This is a genomic window from Stenotrophomonas sp. BIGb0135 (genome assembly GCF_024810105.1).
Classification (GTDB): Bacteria; Pseudomonadota; Gammaproteobacteria; order Xanthomonadales; family Xanthomonadaceae; genus Stenotrophomonas; species Stenotrophomonas maltophilia_AB.
Genome location: NZ_JANUDX010000002.1, coordinates 100,444 through 115,487, shown reverse-complemented (window position 1 = coordinate 115,487; position 15,044 = coordinate 100,444). Strand labels below are relative to the sequence as shown.

Below are 15,044 nucleotides of genomic sequence, written 5' to 3'. Positions count from 1 at the left end.
GGCGACCGCCTTCATCGATGAAGACGCCTGACCATCGCATCGATGGCCATGGTCGACCCCGCGCATCCCGCCATGCGTGGCTACTCTCGGCGCAGACCGCGCAGCCACGCATGGCGTGGCTCTACCGGGTTCGCGTCAGCGGCGACCGTCTTCATCGATGAAGACGCCTGACCATCGTATCGATGGCCATGGTCAATGCCACGCCCCCGTAGAGCCACGCCATGCGTGGCTGCTCTCGGCGCAGACCGCGCAGCCACGCATGGCGTGGCTCTACCCGCAAGGGCAGCCGAGCAACGGTCGGCTCTACGCGATTCCGATCCCCGGGATCGCGGTGATCGCCTCCGGATCGAATCCGGCCAGTTCGGCGAAATGCCGCCCACGCGCGACGTAGTCGCGGTACACGCCATAACTGGGCGCGCCGGGGGAAAGCAGCACCACCCCACCTTGCCCACCCAGCGCGGTGCGCGCCACCTGCATCGCCTCGGCCAGGTCGGCGGCGGCATGCAGGCCGAAACGGCCCGCGTCGGCCAACGGCTGCAACAACGCATGGATGCGCGGGCCGTTGGCGCCCAGGGTGACGATCTCCACCGGCGGCACGTCGTGGGCCATGTGCTGCACGAAATCGTGCCAATCCAGGCCGCGGTCGTGCCCGCCCACCAGCAGCGCGATGCGCTGCCCCGCAAAGCAGTCGAGTGCGGCCAGGCTGGCATGCGGGGTGGTGCTGATCGAGTCGTTGACGAAGGTGATGCCATCGCACGTGCCGATGGTCTGCAGGCGATTGGGCAACGGACGGAAATCCTGCACCGCCGCGGCCAACGCCACCGCGTCCAGGCCCAGCGCTTCCAGCGCGGCCAGTACCGCGCACAGGTTGCCGCGGTTGTGCCGGCCGGGCAGCGGCGTATGCGCGGTGTCGAACACCGCCTGCGCCCCCCGATGCACGACATCGCCCCGCATGTGCCAGCCCTCGGCCTGGTTGAACCAGACCACCTCGCTGCCTGGCAGCGACAGCGCCGCCAGGTGCGGGTCGGCGGCATTGAGCACGGCGATGCGCGGCTGCGCGTCGGTCACCAGGCGCAACTTGTCCTGGATGTAACGCGCTTCGCTGCCGTGCCAGTCCAGGTGCTCGGGAAACAGGTTGAGCACGATCGCCACCTGCGGGTGCGCGCCGCTGCGCGCGACCTCGCCGGTCTGGTAACTGGACAGCTCCACCGCCCAGTAGTCCGGTGCCGGATCGGGCGCCAGCACTTCCAGCAGCGGCAGGCCGATATTGCCCACCAGCGCGGTGCGCGCGCCCGAGGCACGCAGCAGGTGCGCCAGCAGCGAGGTGGTGGTGCTCTTGCCCTTGGTGCCGGTCACGCACACGGTATCGCGCACGGTGCCCTGTGCATCGGCATGCTCGGCGAACCACAGCGAGGTGCCGCCGATGAACTGCGTGCCCTGCGCCGCCGCATGCAGCGCCGCCTCGCCATACGGGCTGATCCCCGGCGATTTGATCACCACCTCGAAGGCGGCCAGCGCGGCGCCGTCCACATCGGCGCGCACGTCCAGGCTACCGGCGGTTTCCTCGCGCGCAGCGGCCGCTTCGGCCGCCGGGCAGAACAGGGTCAGCGGCAGCGCGGGCAGCCGCTGTTGCAGCACGCGCCAGGCGGCACGGCCCTCGCGCCCCCAGCCCCACAACGCAACGCGCTTGCCTTCAAGCTGCGAAATTCGCACGCAGGCGCTCCCAGATCGGCGCCGGGATACGGTGTTCGCCCTCGAGCACCAGCAGCGGCGCGATGCCCAGCTCGGCGGCATCCAGCTGCGGCTGGATCTGCGCCACGAAACGCTTCACCAACGCGTCTTCGGCCCACTCCGGGCGCGCGGCCAGGGTGGCCATCGCCGCGCGCGATTCGCGGCCTTCGCCCACGCATTCGAACGGCTTGTGGTCCTGGAACTCGAGCAGCGCATCGAAGCCACCGGCCTGTTCCGGATCATCCAGCAGGTTGCGGCCGAAGATGCCCACCAGGCGCGTCTTGGGCATGAACGGGGCCAGCGCCAGGAACACGAAATGGCACTTCGGGCACACCCCGCACCAGCGGTTGACCGGGCGTTCGCCAAGAATGTGGAAATTGCGGTTGCAGCTGGAAAAATGCGCGTCGTACGCATCGCTCCTGGCGAACTGGCGCGCCACCGCGAGCTCCGACAACGGGCGCAGCAGCGAGTAGTAATGCAGGTCGGCGGCGACGTGCTGTTCCAGGTGCTCGCCAAAGGCCTGCTCGAACGCCCAGCCCTTCGACCACTGGTGGTTGACCTCGCCGGTACCGGGAATCTGGCTGCCGTAGCTGGCCGAGCGCTCATTGGAGAAGACCACCTGGTCCACGCCCTGCAGCAGCGCGGCCAGCACCATGATCGCCGAATTCACCGCCGTCACCGGGATGTGGCCGTTCCAGGCGCCCTGGCGGTTCAACTCGAACAGTTCCGGGGCCAGCGCGCGGCCGATGTTCAGCGTGGGCAGCCCGGTGCGTTCGGCGCAGGCGCGGATCAACTGCGAGCCGCCGATCCATGTCACCGTTTCGGCGATGCCCAGCCCGCGCAGGGCTTCGATGCTGACCAGCGAATCCTTGCCGCCGCCGATCGCCACCAGCGCGTGCTCGCGCAGGCCCACCGCGGGGGCGGCAAACGCCGCGCCATCCACCGGCAGGCGGAAGCGGCCGCGCAGGTTCAGCCCGTTGCGGTAGGCGAACTCGCCCAGCCCGTTGAGGTAGATCGTTTCCACCAGCGCGGCGGTCGCCGCGTCGATGGCATAGCTGTCGATGCGCACCTGGTCCGGTACGCCGGCCTTGTAGTAGCTGACGCCGGCAATCAGGTGCAGCAGGCGCAGCGCGTGCTGCACCGCCTCGGCGCGGGCACCGTCGAGGACGAACGGCGCGCCGGGGATGGTCACCGTCTCGACCAGCTCGGGGCCGTCGTCGAAGGCGTAGACCAGGCGCGCCACGCCGGTGTCGGCAGCGAAATCGCAGCGCACGAAGCGGAAAACGGCAACCTGGTGTTTATCGAAAGCAGTCATGGTGTATCCGGTTCAGAGAGCGGCCGTGCGTTTGCACGGCGCGTCTTCAAGGGTGGGCGGCAGGCAGCGGTCACGGCACGTCATCGATGACGTCCTCGCGCGGCAGCTCGCGCTGGTTGTAGGTGTTGGCCATGACGTAGCCGTACGCACCGGCATCGGCGATCAGCATCACATCGTCCGGCGCGGTCGACACCGGCAGCTTGCGGCGCTTGCCGAACACGTCGCTGGACTCGCAGATCGGGCCGACCACGTCGAACACGGCCTCGGCATACCCGCCCAGCCGGCTGAGGTTCTCGATGTCGTGCCAGGCGTCGTACAGGGCCGGACGCATCAGCGTGTTCATGCCCGCGTCCAGGCCCACGCGGCGCACGCCATCCTTCTCGATCACCTGCGTGGCCGTGGTCAGCAGTACGCCGGCCTCGGCCACCAGATAGCGACCGGGTTCGATCGCCAAGCGGAACGCCGGGTGCACCGCCTTGACCTCGGCCAGGCCGGCGGCCCAGGCCTCCAGGTCGAACGGCTCGTCGTCGGCACTGTAGGGGATGGGCAAGCCACCGCCGATGTCGATGGTTTCCACGCTGCCGATGCGGCGCGCGAAACCGGCCAGCTCATCGCACATCAGGCGCCAGTGCTGCGCGGTTTCCACGCCACTGCCCAGGTGCGCATGCAGGCCCACCACGCGCGTGCCCAGCTCGGTGGCCAGGCGCACGAACTCGTCCACGCGGGCGATCGGCAGGCCGAACTTGGAGTCCTTGCCGCCGGTGCGCACCTTGGCGTGGTGGCCTTCACCACGGCCCAGGTCCACGCGCAGCCACAGTTCGCGGTTGCGGAACAGCTCTGGCCAGCGCTGCAGCGCTTCAACGTTGTCCACGGTGACGGTCACGCCCAGCGCGAAGGCTGCGTCGTACTCGGCACGCGGGGCGAAGCTCGGGGTGAACAGCACGCGGCGCGGCGACAGCGTCGGCAGCGTGTTGAACACATGCTTGAGCTCGCCATGCGACACGCATTCCAGGCCAAAGCCTTCCTGCTCCAGCACCTCCAGGATGGCCGGGTGCGAGTTGGCCTTGATCGCGTAGTAGCGCTGGTCGATGGCTTTGATGGCCGTCAGCGCGCGGGCGCGGGCGCGCACCGTGGGCAGGTTGTACACATAGCGCGGCGTACCGGCCTGCGCCAGGGTCAGCAGGTGCTCGCGCTGGCCACGCCACCAGGCGGTTTCGCGCGGACGCACGGTGCCGGCGATCTCGCGCCAGCGCGGGCCGAACACCTCGCCCTCTTCGACCGGCATCGCGCCGCTGTCGATCAGCTCGGCATGCAGGATCGGCAGCAGGCCGTCGGCGTCGGCTTCGTCGATGACGAAGGTCAGGTTGAGGTCGTTGGAGGACTGCGAAATCATGTGCACGCGTTCGCGGCCGAACGTGGCCCACACGTCCGACAGCTTGTGCAGCAGCGAGCGCATGCCTCGCCCGACCAGGGTGATCGCCGCGCACGGCACGATGATCTTCACCTTGCAGATCTGCGACAGGTCGGCCGACAGGGCGGCCAGCACGTCGGTGTTGACCAGGTTCTCGGACGGGTCCAGCGACACGGTCACGTTGGTTTCCGCCGAGCCGATCAGGTCCACCGACAGCCCGTGCTTCTTGAACAGCCCGAACACGTCGGCCAGGAAGCCGACCTGCTGCCACATGCCGATGCCTTCCATCGACACCAGCACGATGCCGTTGCGCCGGCTGATCGCCTTGACCCCCGGCACCGGCGCGGCGTTTCCGTCGATGCTGGTGCCCGGCAGTTCCGGGCGCTCGGTATCCAGGATCGCCATCGGCACGCCGGCGTCGCGGCACGGCTTGATCGAGCGCGGATGCAGCACCTTGGCGCCGGTGGTGGCGATTTCCTGCGCTTCGTAATAATCCAGGCGGGTCAGCAGGCGGGCGTCGGGCACGTCGCGCGGGTTGGCGCTGAACATGCCCGGCACGTCGGTCCAGATTTCCACGCGGCTGGCGCCGAGCAGCGCGCCGAAGTACGCCGCCGAGGTATCCGAGCCGCCGCGGCCGAGGATGGCGGTGCCGCCATCGGCGTGCCGCGAAATGAAGCCCTGGGTGATCAGCATGCGCGTGGGCTGCGCGCGGAAGCGTGCGGCCCACTCGGCATCGGCACGCCACTGGCAGTTCACCGACAGGCGCTGCGACCAGTCGCTCTGGTTGGGCTGCGGCGGCAGCGCATCCAGCCACTGGCGTGCATCCATCCAGCCGAAGTCCAGGCCACTGGCGCGCAGGTAGGCCGCGCCGACGGTGGAGGACAGCAGCTCGCCCTGGCCCAGCACGTCGGCCTGCCAGTCCAGCGGGCGGCTGGCCGCGCGCGGGTCATCCAGCAGCCCGGACAACCCCGCCAGGCGCTCATCCAGCGCGCCGGCGTCGAGCGCCAGGTCCACCAGGAACGCACGGTGGCGCGCCACCAGCGCATCCATGCGGGCACGGCTGTCGGCGGCACCATCGGCGATGGCGGTCAGTTCGTTGGTCACCCCGGACAACGCCGAGACCACCACCAGCACGCGCGCACCGGTCTCTTCCGCACGTTTTTTCGCCAGCTTCCCGATCGTGTCCCAGCGGTGACGACGCGACACGGAGGTGCCGCCGAACTTCAGTACGATCCAGCGATCGACAAGGGGGGAAGCTGACATGGAGGTAAAGGGGGTTTCGTAGTGGGAGGGGGGATTCGCCCGGCACACCGGCCGAACTCCCGATTCTATGCCAAGCCCGGCCCCGGCAGGGCCAGCCAGCGCACCCGCGCGGCCCCGGAACCGGCCCGGGTTGGTAAGCTGCCCGACCGTTTCGCAGACCCCCGCCGCCATGACTTCCCGCCGTTTCCTGCAGTTGGACGTGTTTTCCCCCCGCCCCGGCGCCGGCAACCCGCTGGCGGTGGTGCTCGACGCCGAGGGCCTGGACGAGGCCAGCATGCAGGCCATCGCGCGCTGGACCCGGCTGCCGGAGACCACCTTCGTGTTTGCCCCGGAAACGGCCGGCACCAGCTACCGCATCCGCATGTTCAGCCCACAGAAGGAAGTGCCCTTTGCCGGCCATCCCAGCGTTGGCACGGCCCACGCCGTGCTCGAGGCCGGGTTGGCCGCGCCGCTGGAGGGGGTGCTGGTGCAGGACGGCATCGCCGGGGCGTTGCCGCTGCGCGTGGCCGGTGACGGCGCGGCGCGCAGCATCGCCATCCGCACCCCGCGCGCCAGCGTCGCCGAGGTGACCACCGCCGCCGACCCGCGCCTGCAGGCCGCACTGGTCGGCTGGGCGTTGGGCGCGCTGCCGCCGGCGCGCATGGCCGGCGGGCGCAGCTGGTGGGTGGTGGAACTGGATGAGGAGGCCACGCTGCGTGCGCTGCGCCCGGACTGGGACGCGATTGCCGCGCTGGCCGAGGCCACCGACAGCATGGGCGTGTTCGCCTACGCGCGCAGCGAGGGCCAGGCATGGGACCTGGCCGTGCGCGCCTTCGTCGGCAATGGCCGTCGCTTCGAAGATGCGGCCTCCGGCGCGGCCAACGCCGTGCTGGCGGCGTGGCTGGACAGCCGCGATGCCCTCCCGGGCGGCGCGCGCGACTACGTGGTCAGCCAGGGCCGCGAAGTCGGCCACGACGCGCGGCTGCACCTGCATATCGACGCCGCCGGCGATGTCTGGTCCGGTGGCCAGGTGCAGACCGTCATCCGCGGCACCCTGGACTGGTAAGCGCGCCGCAGCGGTTCAGCGCGCGGCCTCGTAGACCGGGCGGCCATCCACCCAGGTCGAGTGCACCTGCAGCTCGGCCAATTGCGCCGCCGGCACCGCCAGCGGGTCGCGGTCGAGCACCACGAAGTCGGCGCGCAGCCCCGGCCGCAGGCGGCCCACCTCGGCGTCGTCATGCCCGGCCCAGGCCGAGTCGGCGGTAAATCCACGCAGCGCCTCGGCAGCGCTCAGGCGCTGGTCCGGCAGCCAGCCGCCCGGCGGCTGCCCCGCGCGGTCCTGCCGCGTCACCGCTGCGTACAGCCCCAGCCGCGGGTCCACCTGCTCCACCGGGAAATCCGAGCCCAATGCGAGATGCGCGCCGGAGGCCAGCATCCGCCGCCATGCATACGCGCCCTGGATGCGCTCCGGGCCCACCCGGTCCTGCGCCCAGCCCATGTCCGAGGTGGCGTGGGTGGGCTGCATCGAGGCGATCACGCCCAGCGCGGCGAAGCGCGGGATGTCGGCTGGCGCCACCACCTGCGCATGTTCGATGCGCCAGCGATGGTCACGCGATTTGCCGTCGCCCAGCACCCGCGCATAGGTGTCCAGCGCGATCCGGTTGCCGCGATCGCCGATCGCGTGGGTGGCTACCTGCAGACCGCAGCCATCGGCCTTGCGCACCGCCACGTCGAAGGCATCGGGCGAGGTCACCAGCAGCCCGCGGTTATGCGGGTCGTCGCTGTAGTCGGCCAACAGCGCGGCCCCGCGGCTGCCCAGCGCGCCATCCATGAACAGCTTCACGCCCTGCATTTCCAGGCGTCCGCCCGGGTGGCGATACGCCCCGTGTGCGCACAGATCGGCCAGCGCCTCGGCGTTGCCATCGGCGTAGGCATCGATGCGCAGCGGCAGCCGACCGGCATCGGCGAAACGGCGCATCAGCGCCAGGTCCTCGCGTGAGACGCCCATGTCATGCACGCCGGTCAGCCCCTGGCTGACCGCTTTGCGCAGTGCGCGGGCCAGCATCTGCTCGCGCGCGGCCTCGCCCGGAGCCGGGATCGCCGTACGCACCAGATCCATCGCGCCGTCGATGAAGACTCCGCTGGGCTGGTGGCGCGCATCGCGGACGATGCGCCCGCCCGCCGGCTGCCAGCGCCCGGCCAGGGCACGCTGCCCGGGCTGCTGCGCCAGCGCGCGCAGGGCGGCGCTGTTGGCCCAGCCGGCGTGCCCGTCGATGCGCCCGAGCCAGACCGGACGCGCCGGGAACGCCGCATCGAGGTCGACCGCGGTCGGGAAATCCGTCTGCGCCCATTGGTTCTGGTCCCAGCCGTTGCCCAGCAGCCAGCCGTCCGGGTTGTCGGCGGCGAAGCGCTGCAGCCGCGCGATGATCTCGGCCTTGCTGGTCGCACCGCTCAGGTCGGCCTGCATCAGCGTGGCGCCCAGGAACATCAGGTGGGCATGCGCATCGATCAAGCCCGGCACCACGGTTGCATCGCCCAGGTCGGTCACCGTCGCCAGCGGGTAACGCCCCCGCAGCGCGTCGCGCTCGCCCACCGCCAGCACGCGGCCACTGGCGTCGTCCCAAGCCAGCGCGGTAGCGGCCGGCGCATCGGTTTCACCGGTGTGGATGGTCGCGGCGGTCAGCAGCCGCACATCGGCCTGCGCCTGGGCGGCACACAGACAGGACAACAGGACAGCCAGAACACGAACGCGCATATGATGCTCCCCGCAACGAAACAGGGGCGACTATGCCGCCCCTGCCGGGTTCACTCAATGCGCGCTGCGGCACGCTCAACCGGCCAGCTCGGCCTCCAGGCTGATCGGCACCGCGCTCAACGCCTTGGACACCGGGCAGTTCTGCTTGGCGTCGTCGGCGATCGCACGGAACTGCGTCGCATCGATGTTCGGCACCACGGCCTTGACCGTCAGGGTGATCTGCGAAAGCTGCGGACCGCCTTCCATCGACAGGTCGACCTTGGCCTCGGTGTCCAGCGAGGTCGGCACGAACCCGGCCTCGGTGAGCTTGGCCGACAGGGCCATGGTGAAGCAGCCGGCGTGCGCGGCGGCGATCAGTTCTTCCGGGTTGGTGCCCTTCTCATCGCCGAAGCGGCTGCTGAAGGCATAGCGGGTCTTGTCCAGCAGGCCGCTCTGCGGCGTGCTCAATTGTCCCTTGCCTGTCTTGAGGTCACCTTCCCAGTGCGCGGTGGCATGACGCGAAATACCCATCGGTTGTTCTCCTGCGGATGAATGGCAGGACCAGCATGGGCCGTGCGGCGTTAGCACCGTGTCGGGCCGGTGTGTCGGCGCCGGCAGTGCCGCTCCCGCGGCCACCCGATGGCGCCCGGGCGACGCAAAAAAACCGCTGTTTTCAAGGGGGTTGCGTCCTCCAGACACACGTCGCCGGGCCCTGCCCGGACCAGGCCCAGGTCGCGCCGACCCCTGTTTTTCGGCTATGTACTGATGCACTGCGGTAACCGACACGCGGGAAATCGCGAATATTTATGCGATTGCCTATTGGCGGCGCCGCATTGTTGCCCTACATTTCGCTTGCCGACGGGGTTCGGCGCGACCAAACAACCAACCGTTCACGGAACAGGAAACCATGGCAAAGACCGCTAAGAAGGCTGCCCCGAAGAAGGCAGTAAAGAAAGTCGCTACCAAGGCAGCCGCCAAGCCGGCCGCTCCCAAGCCGATCAAGGACGTACTGAGCAAGTCTGGTCTGGTTGCACACATCGTTGAAGCGTCCGGCGTTGTCGCCAAGGACGTGCGCGCCGTGCTCGCCTCGCTGGAAGGCGCCGTCGCCGCTTCGGTGCACAAGAAGGGCGCGGGCAGCTTCACCCTGCCGGGCCTGCTGAAGATCACCACCGTCAGCGTTCCGGCCAAGCCGAAGCGCAAGGGCATCAACCCGTTCACCAAGGAAGAGCAGTGGTTCGCCGCCAAGCCGGCCTCCACCAAGCTGAAGGTGCGTCCGCTCAAGAAGCTCAAGGACGCTGCGCTGTAATCAGCGCGTTTCCTGCAGCACCCGGACGGGACGGCCTTGGCCGTCCCGTTCTTTTTTGGCTGTCCTGCGCGCCTCCGGCACGCACTGCGTGGGGTACGCGTGCGGCGGTTGCAGCTCGCCCGCCTGGCTATCCATCGTCTGTCCAGGGCGGGGCCCAGCAGGCATGGCCCTGCCATCCGGGCAGACCGCGCAACACAGCGTTGCCCACGCCGGCGTGCAGGCCTGGCACGCGCGCAAACGCCGCTGCCACGGCCTTCCCGGTCCGTTCGGTCAGGCCTGGAACGCACAAGGTGGAACACTGCGTGCGACCGCACCGGTCGCCGCTGGCGATGGGCACGCCTATGGTGGGCCTGTCCCCACACCGCCGGCCGCCATGACCAGTCCCTCCCAGCGTTACCGCATTACCGTCACTCCGATCGAGAAGGACGGGCTGCAGTGCAGCGGACGCTGCACGATCGAACTGGAACACCGCGCCCAGCAGGACTGGATGCGGCTGCTGGAGGTGGCACGCCGTCAGGCCGGCTTGAGCGGCGACGAGCGCGCCGCGGCCATCGTGGCCACCCAGTTGCTGCACGACCTGGCCCGCCGCCATGCGCAGGAACCGGACCACCCGCTGACCCGCCTGCAGCCGCAGCTGGGGCAGGTGCTGGACGCCTTGCAGGACATCCAGCAGGCCCCCTGAGCCCGCCGCCCGGCCGTTACACTCTGCCCTTCTCCGGGGAGAGACCGCCATGCGCCGTGCCATGTTCCTGTTACCGCTCCTGCTGGGCGGCTGTTCCTGCCAACGCGATGCCGGCGACGCCAGCCGCGCGCACGCAGCCGCTGCAGCGCAGCCGAACGACGCCGCCAGCGGCGACGCCCTGGGCGACATCCCTATCCCCGCGCTCAGCGCGGTGGCTGCCGGTGCGGACAGCGAAGGCCGCGTGGTGCGCCACTACCTCAATGCGGTGATGCGCGGTGATCGCGCCGCCGCCGATGCGTTCTGGAGCACTGGTCGGTCCCTCGGTGCCGACGATGCCGCCCTGCGCGACCTGCCCGGCCTGCGCACGCTGCGGGTGGAGACCGATGCGCCGATCGCCCGCGACGAGGACCAGCCCTCGCGGCTGCGCGAAGTACCCGTGCGGATCCGCGCCGCCACCGTCGACGGCGTGCAGCGCTACAAAGGCTGGTACCGCCTGCGACCCAAGCCCGATGGCAGCGGCTGGGAAATCCATGCCGCGTCCCTGCAGCCGATGCTCGACTGAGCCGCCGGCAACCGCGGCGCTGCGTGCGCCCCGTATCCAAGCTGGATTCAGCCGAAGGCGCTATCGTGGGCGTCTTCCTCCCACCTCCCACGGCCTGACACCATGAACGCACGCCCGCTGTTGTCCCGCCTTGCCGCCTGCACCGTCTTGATCGCCGCTGCGGTCGGCGCGCAGGCTGCCCCCAGCGTCTCCGGTCGCCAGCTGTCGGTCGGGGCCAGCGACGTCCAGCAGTACCTCGACGGCAGCTTCCCGCGCACGCAGGATGCCCTCGGCGGCCTGATCGCCATGACCATGAGCCACCCGCAGCTGACCCTGCCGCAAGGCAATCGCCTGGACCTCGGCTTCGACGTGGCGATGGCCACCGCCGGCAGTGCGCCTGCGCCGCTGGGCAAGGTCAAGCTGAGCAGCGGCCTGCGCTATGACGCGCAGACCCAAGGCTTCCACCTGGACCAGCCGACCGTGGACGATTTCACCCCCGCCAACAATGGCGGCCGCCTCGACTCGCGCACCCGCAGCCTGCTCAACGCCTGGCTGACCGACTACGCGCGGCGCGAGCCGATCTACAAGATCGACCCGACCGTGGCCAGCGTGCTGGGCGCGTTGCAGGTGCAGTCGGCGCAGGTGCAGAACGGCAAGCTGGTGGTCACCTTCAACCAGGACCTCGGCAAGCTGGTGCCGGCGGGTGTGTTGGGCCGATAACCTCGAACCAGGCCGCGGCCCACGTCAGGGGCCGCGGCGGGTACCGACCGTGGGCCGGTCGGTACCGCGATGATCAAGCGGCCAGCGCCTTGGCGACCGCATCGGCAAACGCGGGGATGTCATCCGGCTTGCGGCTGGTGATCAGGTTGCCATCCACCACCACCTCGGCGTCGCGCCAGCGCGCGCCGGCATTGCCAAGATCGGTTTTCAGCGACGGCCACGAGGTGACCTCGCGGCCCTTGGCCAGGCCCGACTCCACCAGCAGCCACGGTCCGTGGCAGATCGCCGCGACCGGCTTGCCGCTGGCGCCGAAGGCCTTGATGAAGTCCACCGCCTGGCTGTCGATGCGCAGCTTGTCCGGGTTGATCACCCCGCCCGGCAGCACCAGCGCGTCATAGGCCTCGGCCTTGGCGGCGGCCAGCGACTGGTCGACCGTGACGCTCTCGCCCCAGTCCTTGTCCTTCCAGCCGCGGATCTGCTTGGCGTCGTCCGGCGCGATCACCGTGACGGTAGCGCCCCAAGATTCCAGCAGGCGCTTGGGCTCCTGCAGCTCGGACTGTTCGAAACCGTCGGTGGCCAGGACCGCCACCTGCTTGCCGTTGAGTGCGTGTGCCATGGAAAGCTCCGTTGAAAAGGAGCGTCCAGTGTGCGCAGCGCCGCATTGGGCAACAGTGACCGGCATGTGCACGGCGTGTCGGTGTCCACCGCCATGCACGGCCGGTACCGACCAAGGGCCGGTACGCGCGACGCTATCAGCGCTTGGGCTGCAGCATCGTCCCGGTGCACTTCTTCGACCCGCAACGGCATTCCCAGATCTTCTTCAGGCGCGCGGTGTGGCGCTCGGCCAGGGTGATGCCGTAGTTGTAGGTCAGCTCGTCGCCCGGCTGGATGTCCTTGATCGCCTCGATGAACACCTTGTCCTCGCGGCGGTTGTCACCCTCGGCCTCTTCGATCACCGCCTCGCAGTTCGGCTCGCAGCTGTGGTTCAACCAGCGCGCGTCGTTGCCCTTGTAGTTGGCGTCGATGACGTAATCGTCGTTCAGGGTGAACAGGAAGGTGTGACCACTCTCCACGTCCCCGGTATCATCGGCATCCACGTCGGCGTGGCTGCGCAGCAGACCCTTGTACTGGATGACCCGCTCGCCCTGCTTGATCGGCGCCAGCGCGAACACGCCATTGCCATGGATGGAGGACTTGCGGGCTTGGATCTTCTTGGGCATCTGGCTGGCCGTTGCGAGAGGTAGGGACCGATTCTCGCTTAATCTTTGTGATTGCCAAAGCGACGCGCGCGCCCGCCCCCGCGACACCCCGCCGCGACGCGCCTGAACGGGGTGGGTTGGATGCCCGGGGATAAAAGCGTACAATTTCAGTCCGCTTTATGGTTCTGCCCTCCCCATGCTCCGCGTTACCAAGCTCACCGATTACGCCACCGTCGTGCTGACCGTGCTCGCCGCCCGCCCGGGTGAGGTGCTCAGCGCCACCGAGCTGGCCGAGTTCGCCAGCCTCGAACCGCCCACCGTCAGCAAGCTGCTCAAGCCGCTGGCCCAGGCCGGCCTGGTCGAAGGCCTGCGCGGCGTGCGCGGCGGCTATCGCCTGACCCGCGCGGCCGACCAGATCAGCCTGTTCGAGATCGTGGAAGCCATGGAAGGTCCGCTGGGCCTCACCGAGTGCGCCCACGAGCACAGCCAGTGCGGGCGCGAGATGCAGTGCGGCGCACGCAGCAGCTGGCGGCTGATCAACGACGTCGTGTCCGAAGCACTGCGTGCGGTCAGCCTGGCGCAGATCCTGCCCCCTCTTCCCCTTGTTGACGCCCCCCGCCGCGTGATCGCGGCGGACGTCGTCTCCTGATCCACAGGCAGCCCCCATGGCCACCGATATCCTCGACACCGTCGCCGCCGGCGATACCCCCAACCGCGAGATCCATGAGCAGCTCGGCCGCAAATACGCGGCGGGCTTCATCACGGACATCGAATCGGACTCGCTGCCGCCTGGCCTGGACGAGGACACCATCCGTGCCCTGTCGGCCAAGAAGGACGAGCCGGAATGGATGACGCAGTGGCGCCTCGAGGCCTACCGCCACTTCCTGACCATGCCGATGCCGGACTGGGCCAAGCTGCAGATCGCCGCGATCAACCTGCAGGCGCTCAGCTACTACTCCGCGCCCAAGGGCCCGAAGTACGCCTCGCTGGACGACGTGCCCAAGGAACTGCTGGACACCTACGACAAGCTGGGCGTGCCGCTGCACGAGCGCGCCAGGCTGGCCGGCGTCGCCGTGGACGCGGTGTTCGACTCGGTCTCGGTCGGCACCACGTTCCGCAAGGAACTGGCCGAGAAGGGCGTGATCTTCTGCTCGATGTCCGAGGCCATCAAGGAACACCCGGACCTGGTCAAGCAGTACCTGGGCAGCGTGGTGCCGGTCGGCGACAACTACTTCGCCGCGCTCAACTCGGCGGTGTTCTCCGATGGCAGCTTCGTGTTCATTCCCAGGGGCGTGCGCTGCCCGATGGAACTGAGCACCTATTTCCGCATCAACGCCGGCCACACCGGCCAGTTCGAGCGCACCCTGATCATCTGCGAGGACAAGGCGTACGTGTCCTACCTGGAAGGCTGCACCGCGCCGATGCGCGATGAGAACCAGCTGCACGCCGCGGTGGTCGAGCTGGTCGCGCTGGACGATGCCGAGATCAAGTACTCCACGGTGCAGAACTGGTACCCGGGCGACGAGAACGGCGTGGGCGGCATCTACAACTTCGTCACCAAGCGTGCCGAATGCCGTGGCGCGCGCAGCAAGGTCACCTGGACCCAGGTCGAGACCGGTTCGGCGATCACCTGGAAGTACCCGTCCTGCGTGCTGCTGGGGGACGACTCGGTGGGCGAGTTCCACTCGGTGGCGCTTACCCACCATCGCCAGCAGGCCGACACCGGCACCAAGATGATCCACATCGGCAAGCGCACCAAGAGCAAGATCGTCAGCAAGGGCATCAGCGCCGGGCGCGGCCAGAACACCTACCGCGGCCTGGTCAAGGTGGACCGCAACGCCGACGGCGCGCGCAACTACACCCAGTGCGATTCGCTGCTGATCGGCAAGACGTCCGGCGCGCACACCTTCCCGTACATCGAGGTCAAGAACCCGAGCGCGACGGTGGAGCACGAGGCGACCACCTCCAAGATCTCCGACGACCAGCTGTTCTATTGCCGCGCGCGCGGCATCGACCAGGAAAACGCGGTGTCGATGATCGTCGACGGCTTCTGCAAGCAGGTCTTCCGCGAGCTGCCGATGGAGTTCGCGGTGGAAGCCAAGAAGCTGCTGGAAGTCTCGCTGGAAGGGTCTGTCGGTTAACCCGACAGCCGCCTTCGTTTGA

14 protein-coding genes are annotated in these 15,044 nt (G+C 69.1%); 7 read left to right on the top strand and 7 right to left on the bottom strand.

What is annotated here, in order from left to right; all coding sequences use genetic code 11:
* Positions 1 to 303 precede the first annotated feature (303 nt).
* The 3 genes from murD to M2421_RS04955 form a co-directional block, all read right to left on the bottom strand.
* The gene (gene murD, locus M2421_RS04965; protein WP_259203759.1) at positions 304 to 1,713 is read right to left on the bottom strand and encodes a UDP-N-acetylmuramoyl-L-alanine--D-glutamate ligase; all 1,410 of its coding nucleotides are present in this window, start codon (positions 1,711 to 1,713) and stop codon (positions 304 to 306) included.
* The gene (murL, locus tag M2421_RS04960) at positions 1,694 to 3,046 is read right to left on the bottom strand and encodes a UDP-N-acetyl-alpha-D-muramoyl-L-alanyl-L-glutamate epimerase (protein WP_259203758.1); all 1,353 of its coding nucleotides are present in this window, start codon (positions 3,044 to 3,046) and stop codon (positions 1,694 to 1,696) included. The genes murD and murL overlap by 20 nt, the downstream gene beginning before the upstream one ends.
* A gap of 70 nt (positions 3,047 to 3,116) precedes the next feature.
* Complete coding sequence (locus tag M2421_RS04955; RefSeq protein ID WP_259203756.1) at positions 3,117 to 5,720, bottom strand: bifunctional aspartate kinase/diaminopimelate decarboxylase; 2,604 nt, start codon at positions 5,718 to 5,720, stop codon at positions 3,117 to 3,119.
* Between the two features lie 169 nt (positions 5,721 to 5,889).
* Here M2421_RS04955 and M2421_RS04950 point away from each other — a divergent pair, with 169 nt between their 5' ends.
* A complete protein-coding gene (locus M2421_RS04950; RefSeq protein ID WP_259203753.1) occupies positions 5,890 to 6,765 on the top strand; it encodes a PhzF family phenazine biosynthesis protein in 876 nt (291 codons plus the stop codon).
* Between the two features lie 15 nt (positions 6,766 to 6,780).
* Here M2421_RS04950 and M2421_RS04945 read toward each other — a convergent pair whose 3' ends face one another.
* Both M2421_RS04945 and M2421_RS04940 read right to left on the bottom strand, forming a co-directional pair.
* Positions 6,781 to 8,454 (bottom strand): amidohydrolase, encoded by a 1,674-nt coding sequence (locus M2421_RS04945; protein WP_259203751.1) that lies wholly within the window; start codon positions 8,452 to 8,454, stop codon positions 6,781 to 6,783.
* A 75-nt stretch (positions 8,455 to 8,529) separates the two neighbouring features.
* Positions 8,530 to 8,964, bottom strand: coding sequence for an OsmC family protein (locus tag M2421_RS04940; RefSeq protein ID WP_259203749.1), 435 nt, complete (start codon positions 8,962 to 8,964; stop codon positions 8,530 to 8,532).
* 376 nt (positions 8,965 to 9,340) lie between these two features.
* On the opposite strand from M2421_RS04940, the gene M2421_RS04935 reads away from it, so the two are divergent.
* The 4 genes from M2421_RS04935 (at position 9,341) to M2421_RS04920 (ending at position 11,682) form a co-directional block, all read left to right on the top strand.
* The gene (locus tag M2421_RS04935; RefSeq protein ID WP_228886225.1) at positions 9,341 to 9,739 is read left to right on the top strand and encodes an HU family DNA-binding protein; all 399 of its coding nucleotides are present in this window, start codon (positions 9,341 to 9,343) and stop codon (positions 9,737 to 9,739) included.
* Positions 9,740 to 10,112: 373 nt separating this feature from the next.
* Positions 10,113 to 10,421 (top strand): DUF3861 domain-containing protein, encoded by a 309-nt coding sequence (locus M2421_RS04930; protein WP_259203748.1) that lies wholly within the window; start codon positions 10,113 to 10,115, stop codon positions 10,419 to 10,421.
* Between the two features lie 61 nt (positions 10,422 to 10,482).
* Complete coding sequence (locus M2421_RS04925) at positions 10,483 to 10,983, top strand: hypothetical protein (protein WP_259203747.1); 501 nt, start codon at positions 10,483 to 10,485, stop codon at positions 10,981 to 10,983.
* A 102-nt stretch (positions 10,984 to 11,085) separates the two neighbouring features.
* The gene (locus M2421_RS04920; RefSeq protein ID WP_259203746.1) at positions 11,086 to 11,682 is read left to right on the top strand and encodes a DUF1439 domain-containing protein; all 597 of its coding nucleotides are present in this window, start codon (positions 11,086 to 11,088) and stop codon (positions 11,680 to 11,682) included.
* Between the two features lie 73 nt (positions 11,683 to 11,755).
* On the opposite strand, the gene M2421_RS04915 is transcribed toward M2421_RS04920, so the two are convergent.
* Positions 11,756 to 12,298, bottom strand: coding sequence for a type 1 glutamine amidotransferase domain-containing protein (locus M2421_RS04915; RefSeq protein WP_259203745.1), 543 nt, complete (start codon positions 12,296 to 12,298; stop codon positions 11,756 to 11,758).
* A gap of 136 nt (positions 12,299 to 12,434) precedes the next feature.
* Positions 12,435 to 12,902, bottom strand: coding sequence for an SET domain-containing protein-lysine N-methyltransferase (locus M2421_RS04910; protein ID WP_259203744.1), 468 nt, complete (start codon positions 12,900 to 12,902; stop codon positions 12,435 to 12,437).
* 175 nt (positions 12,903 to 13,077) lie between these two features.
* Between M2421_RS04910 and M2421_RS04905 the strand changes: the two genes are divergently transcribed.
* Together M2421_RS04905 and sufB are read left to right on the top strand one after the other, a co-directional pair.
* Positions 13,078 to 13,530 carry an SUF system Fe-S cluster assembly regulator gene (locus M2421_RS04905; RefSeq protein ID WP_259203742.1) on the top strand — a complete coding sequence of 151 codons (453 nt, stop codon included), beginning with the start codon at positions 13,078 to 13,080 and terminating at the stop codon, positions 13,528 to 13,530.
* A gap of 16 nt (positions 13,531 to 13,546) precedes the next feature.
* Positions 13,547 to 15,022 carry a Fe-S cluster assembly protein SufB gene (gene sufB / locus M2421_RS04900; RefSeq protein ID WP_259203740.1) on the top strand — a complete coding sequence of 492 codons (1,476 nt, stop codon included), beginning with the start codon at positions 13,547 to 13,549 and terminating at the stop codon, positions 15,020 to 15,022.
* The last annotated feature ends 22 nt before the right edge of the window (positions 15,023 to 15,044 follow it).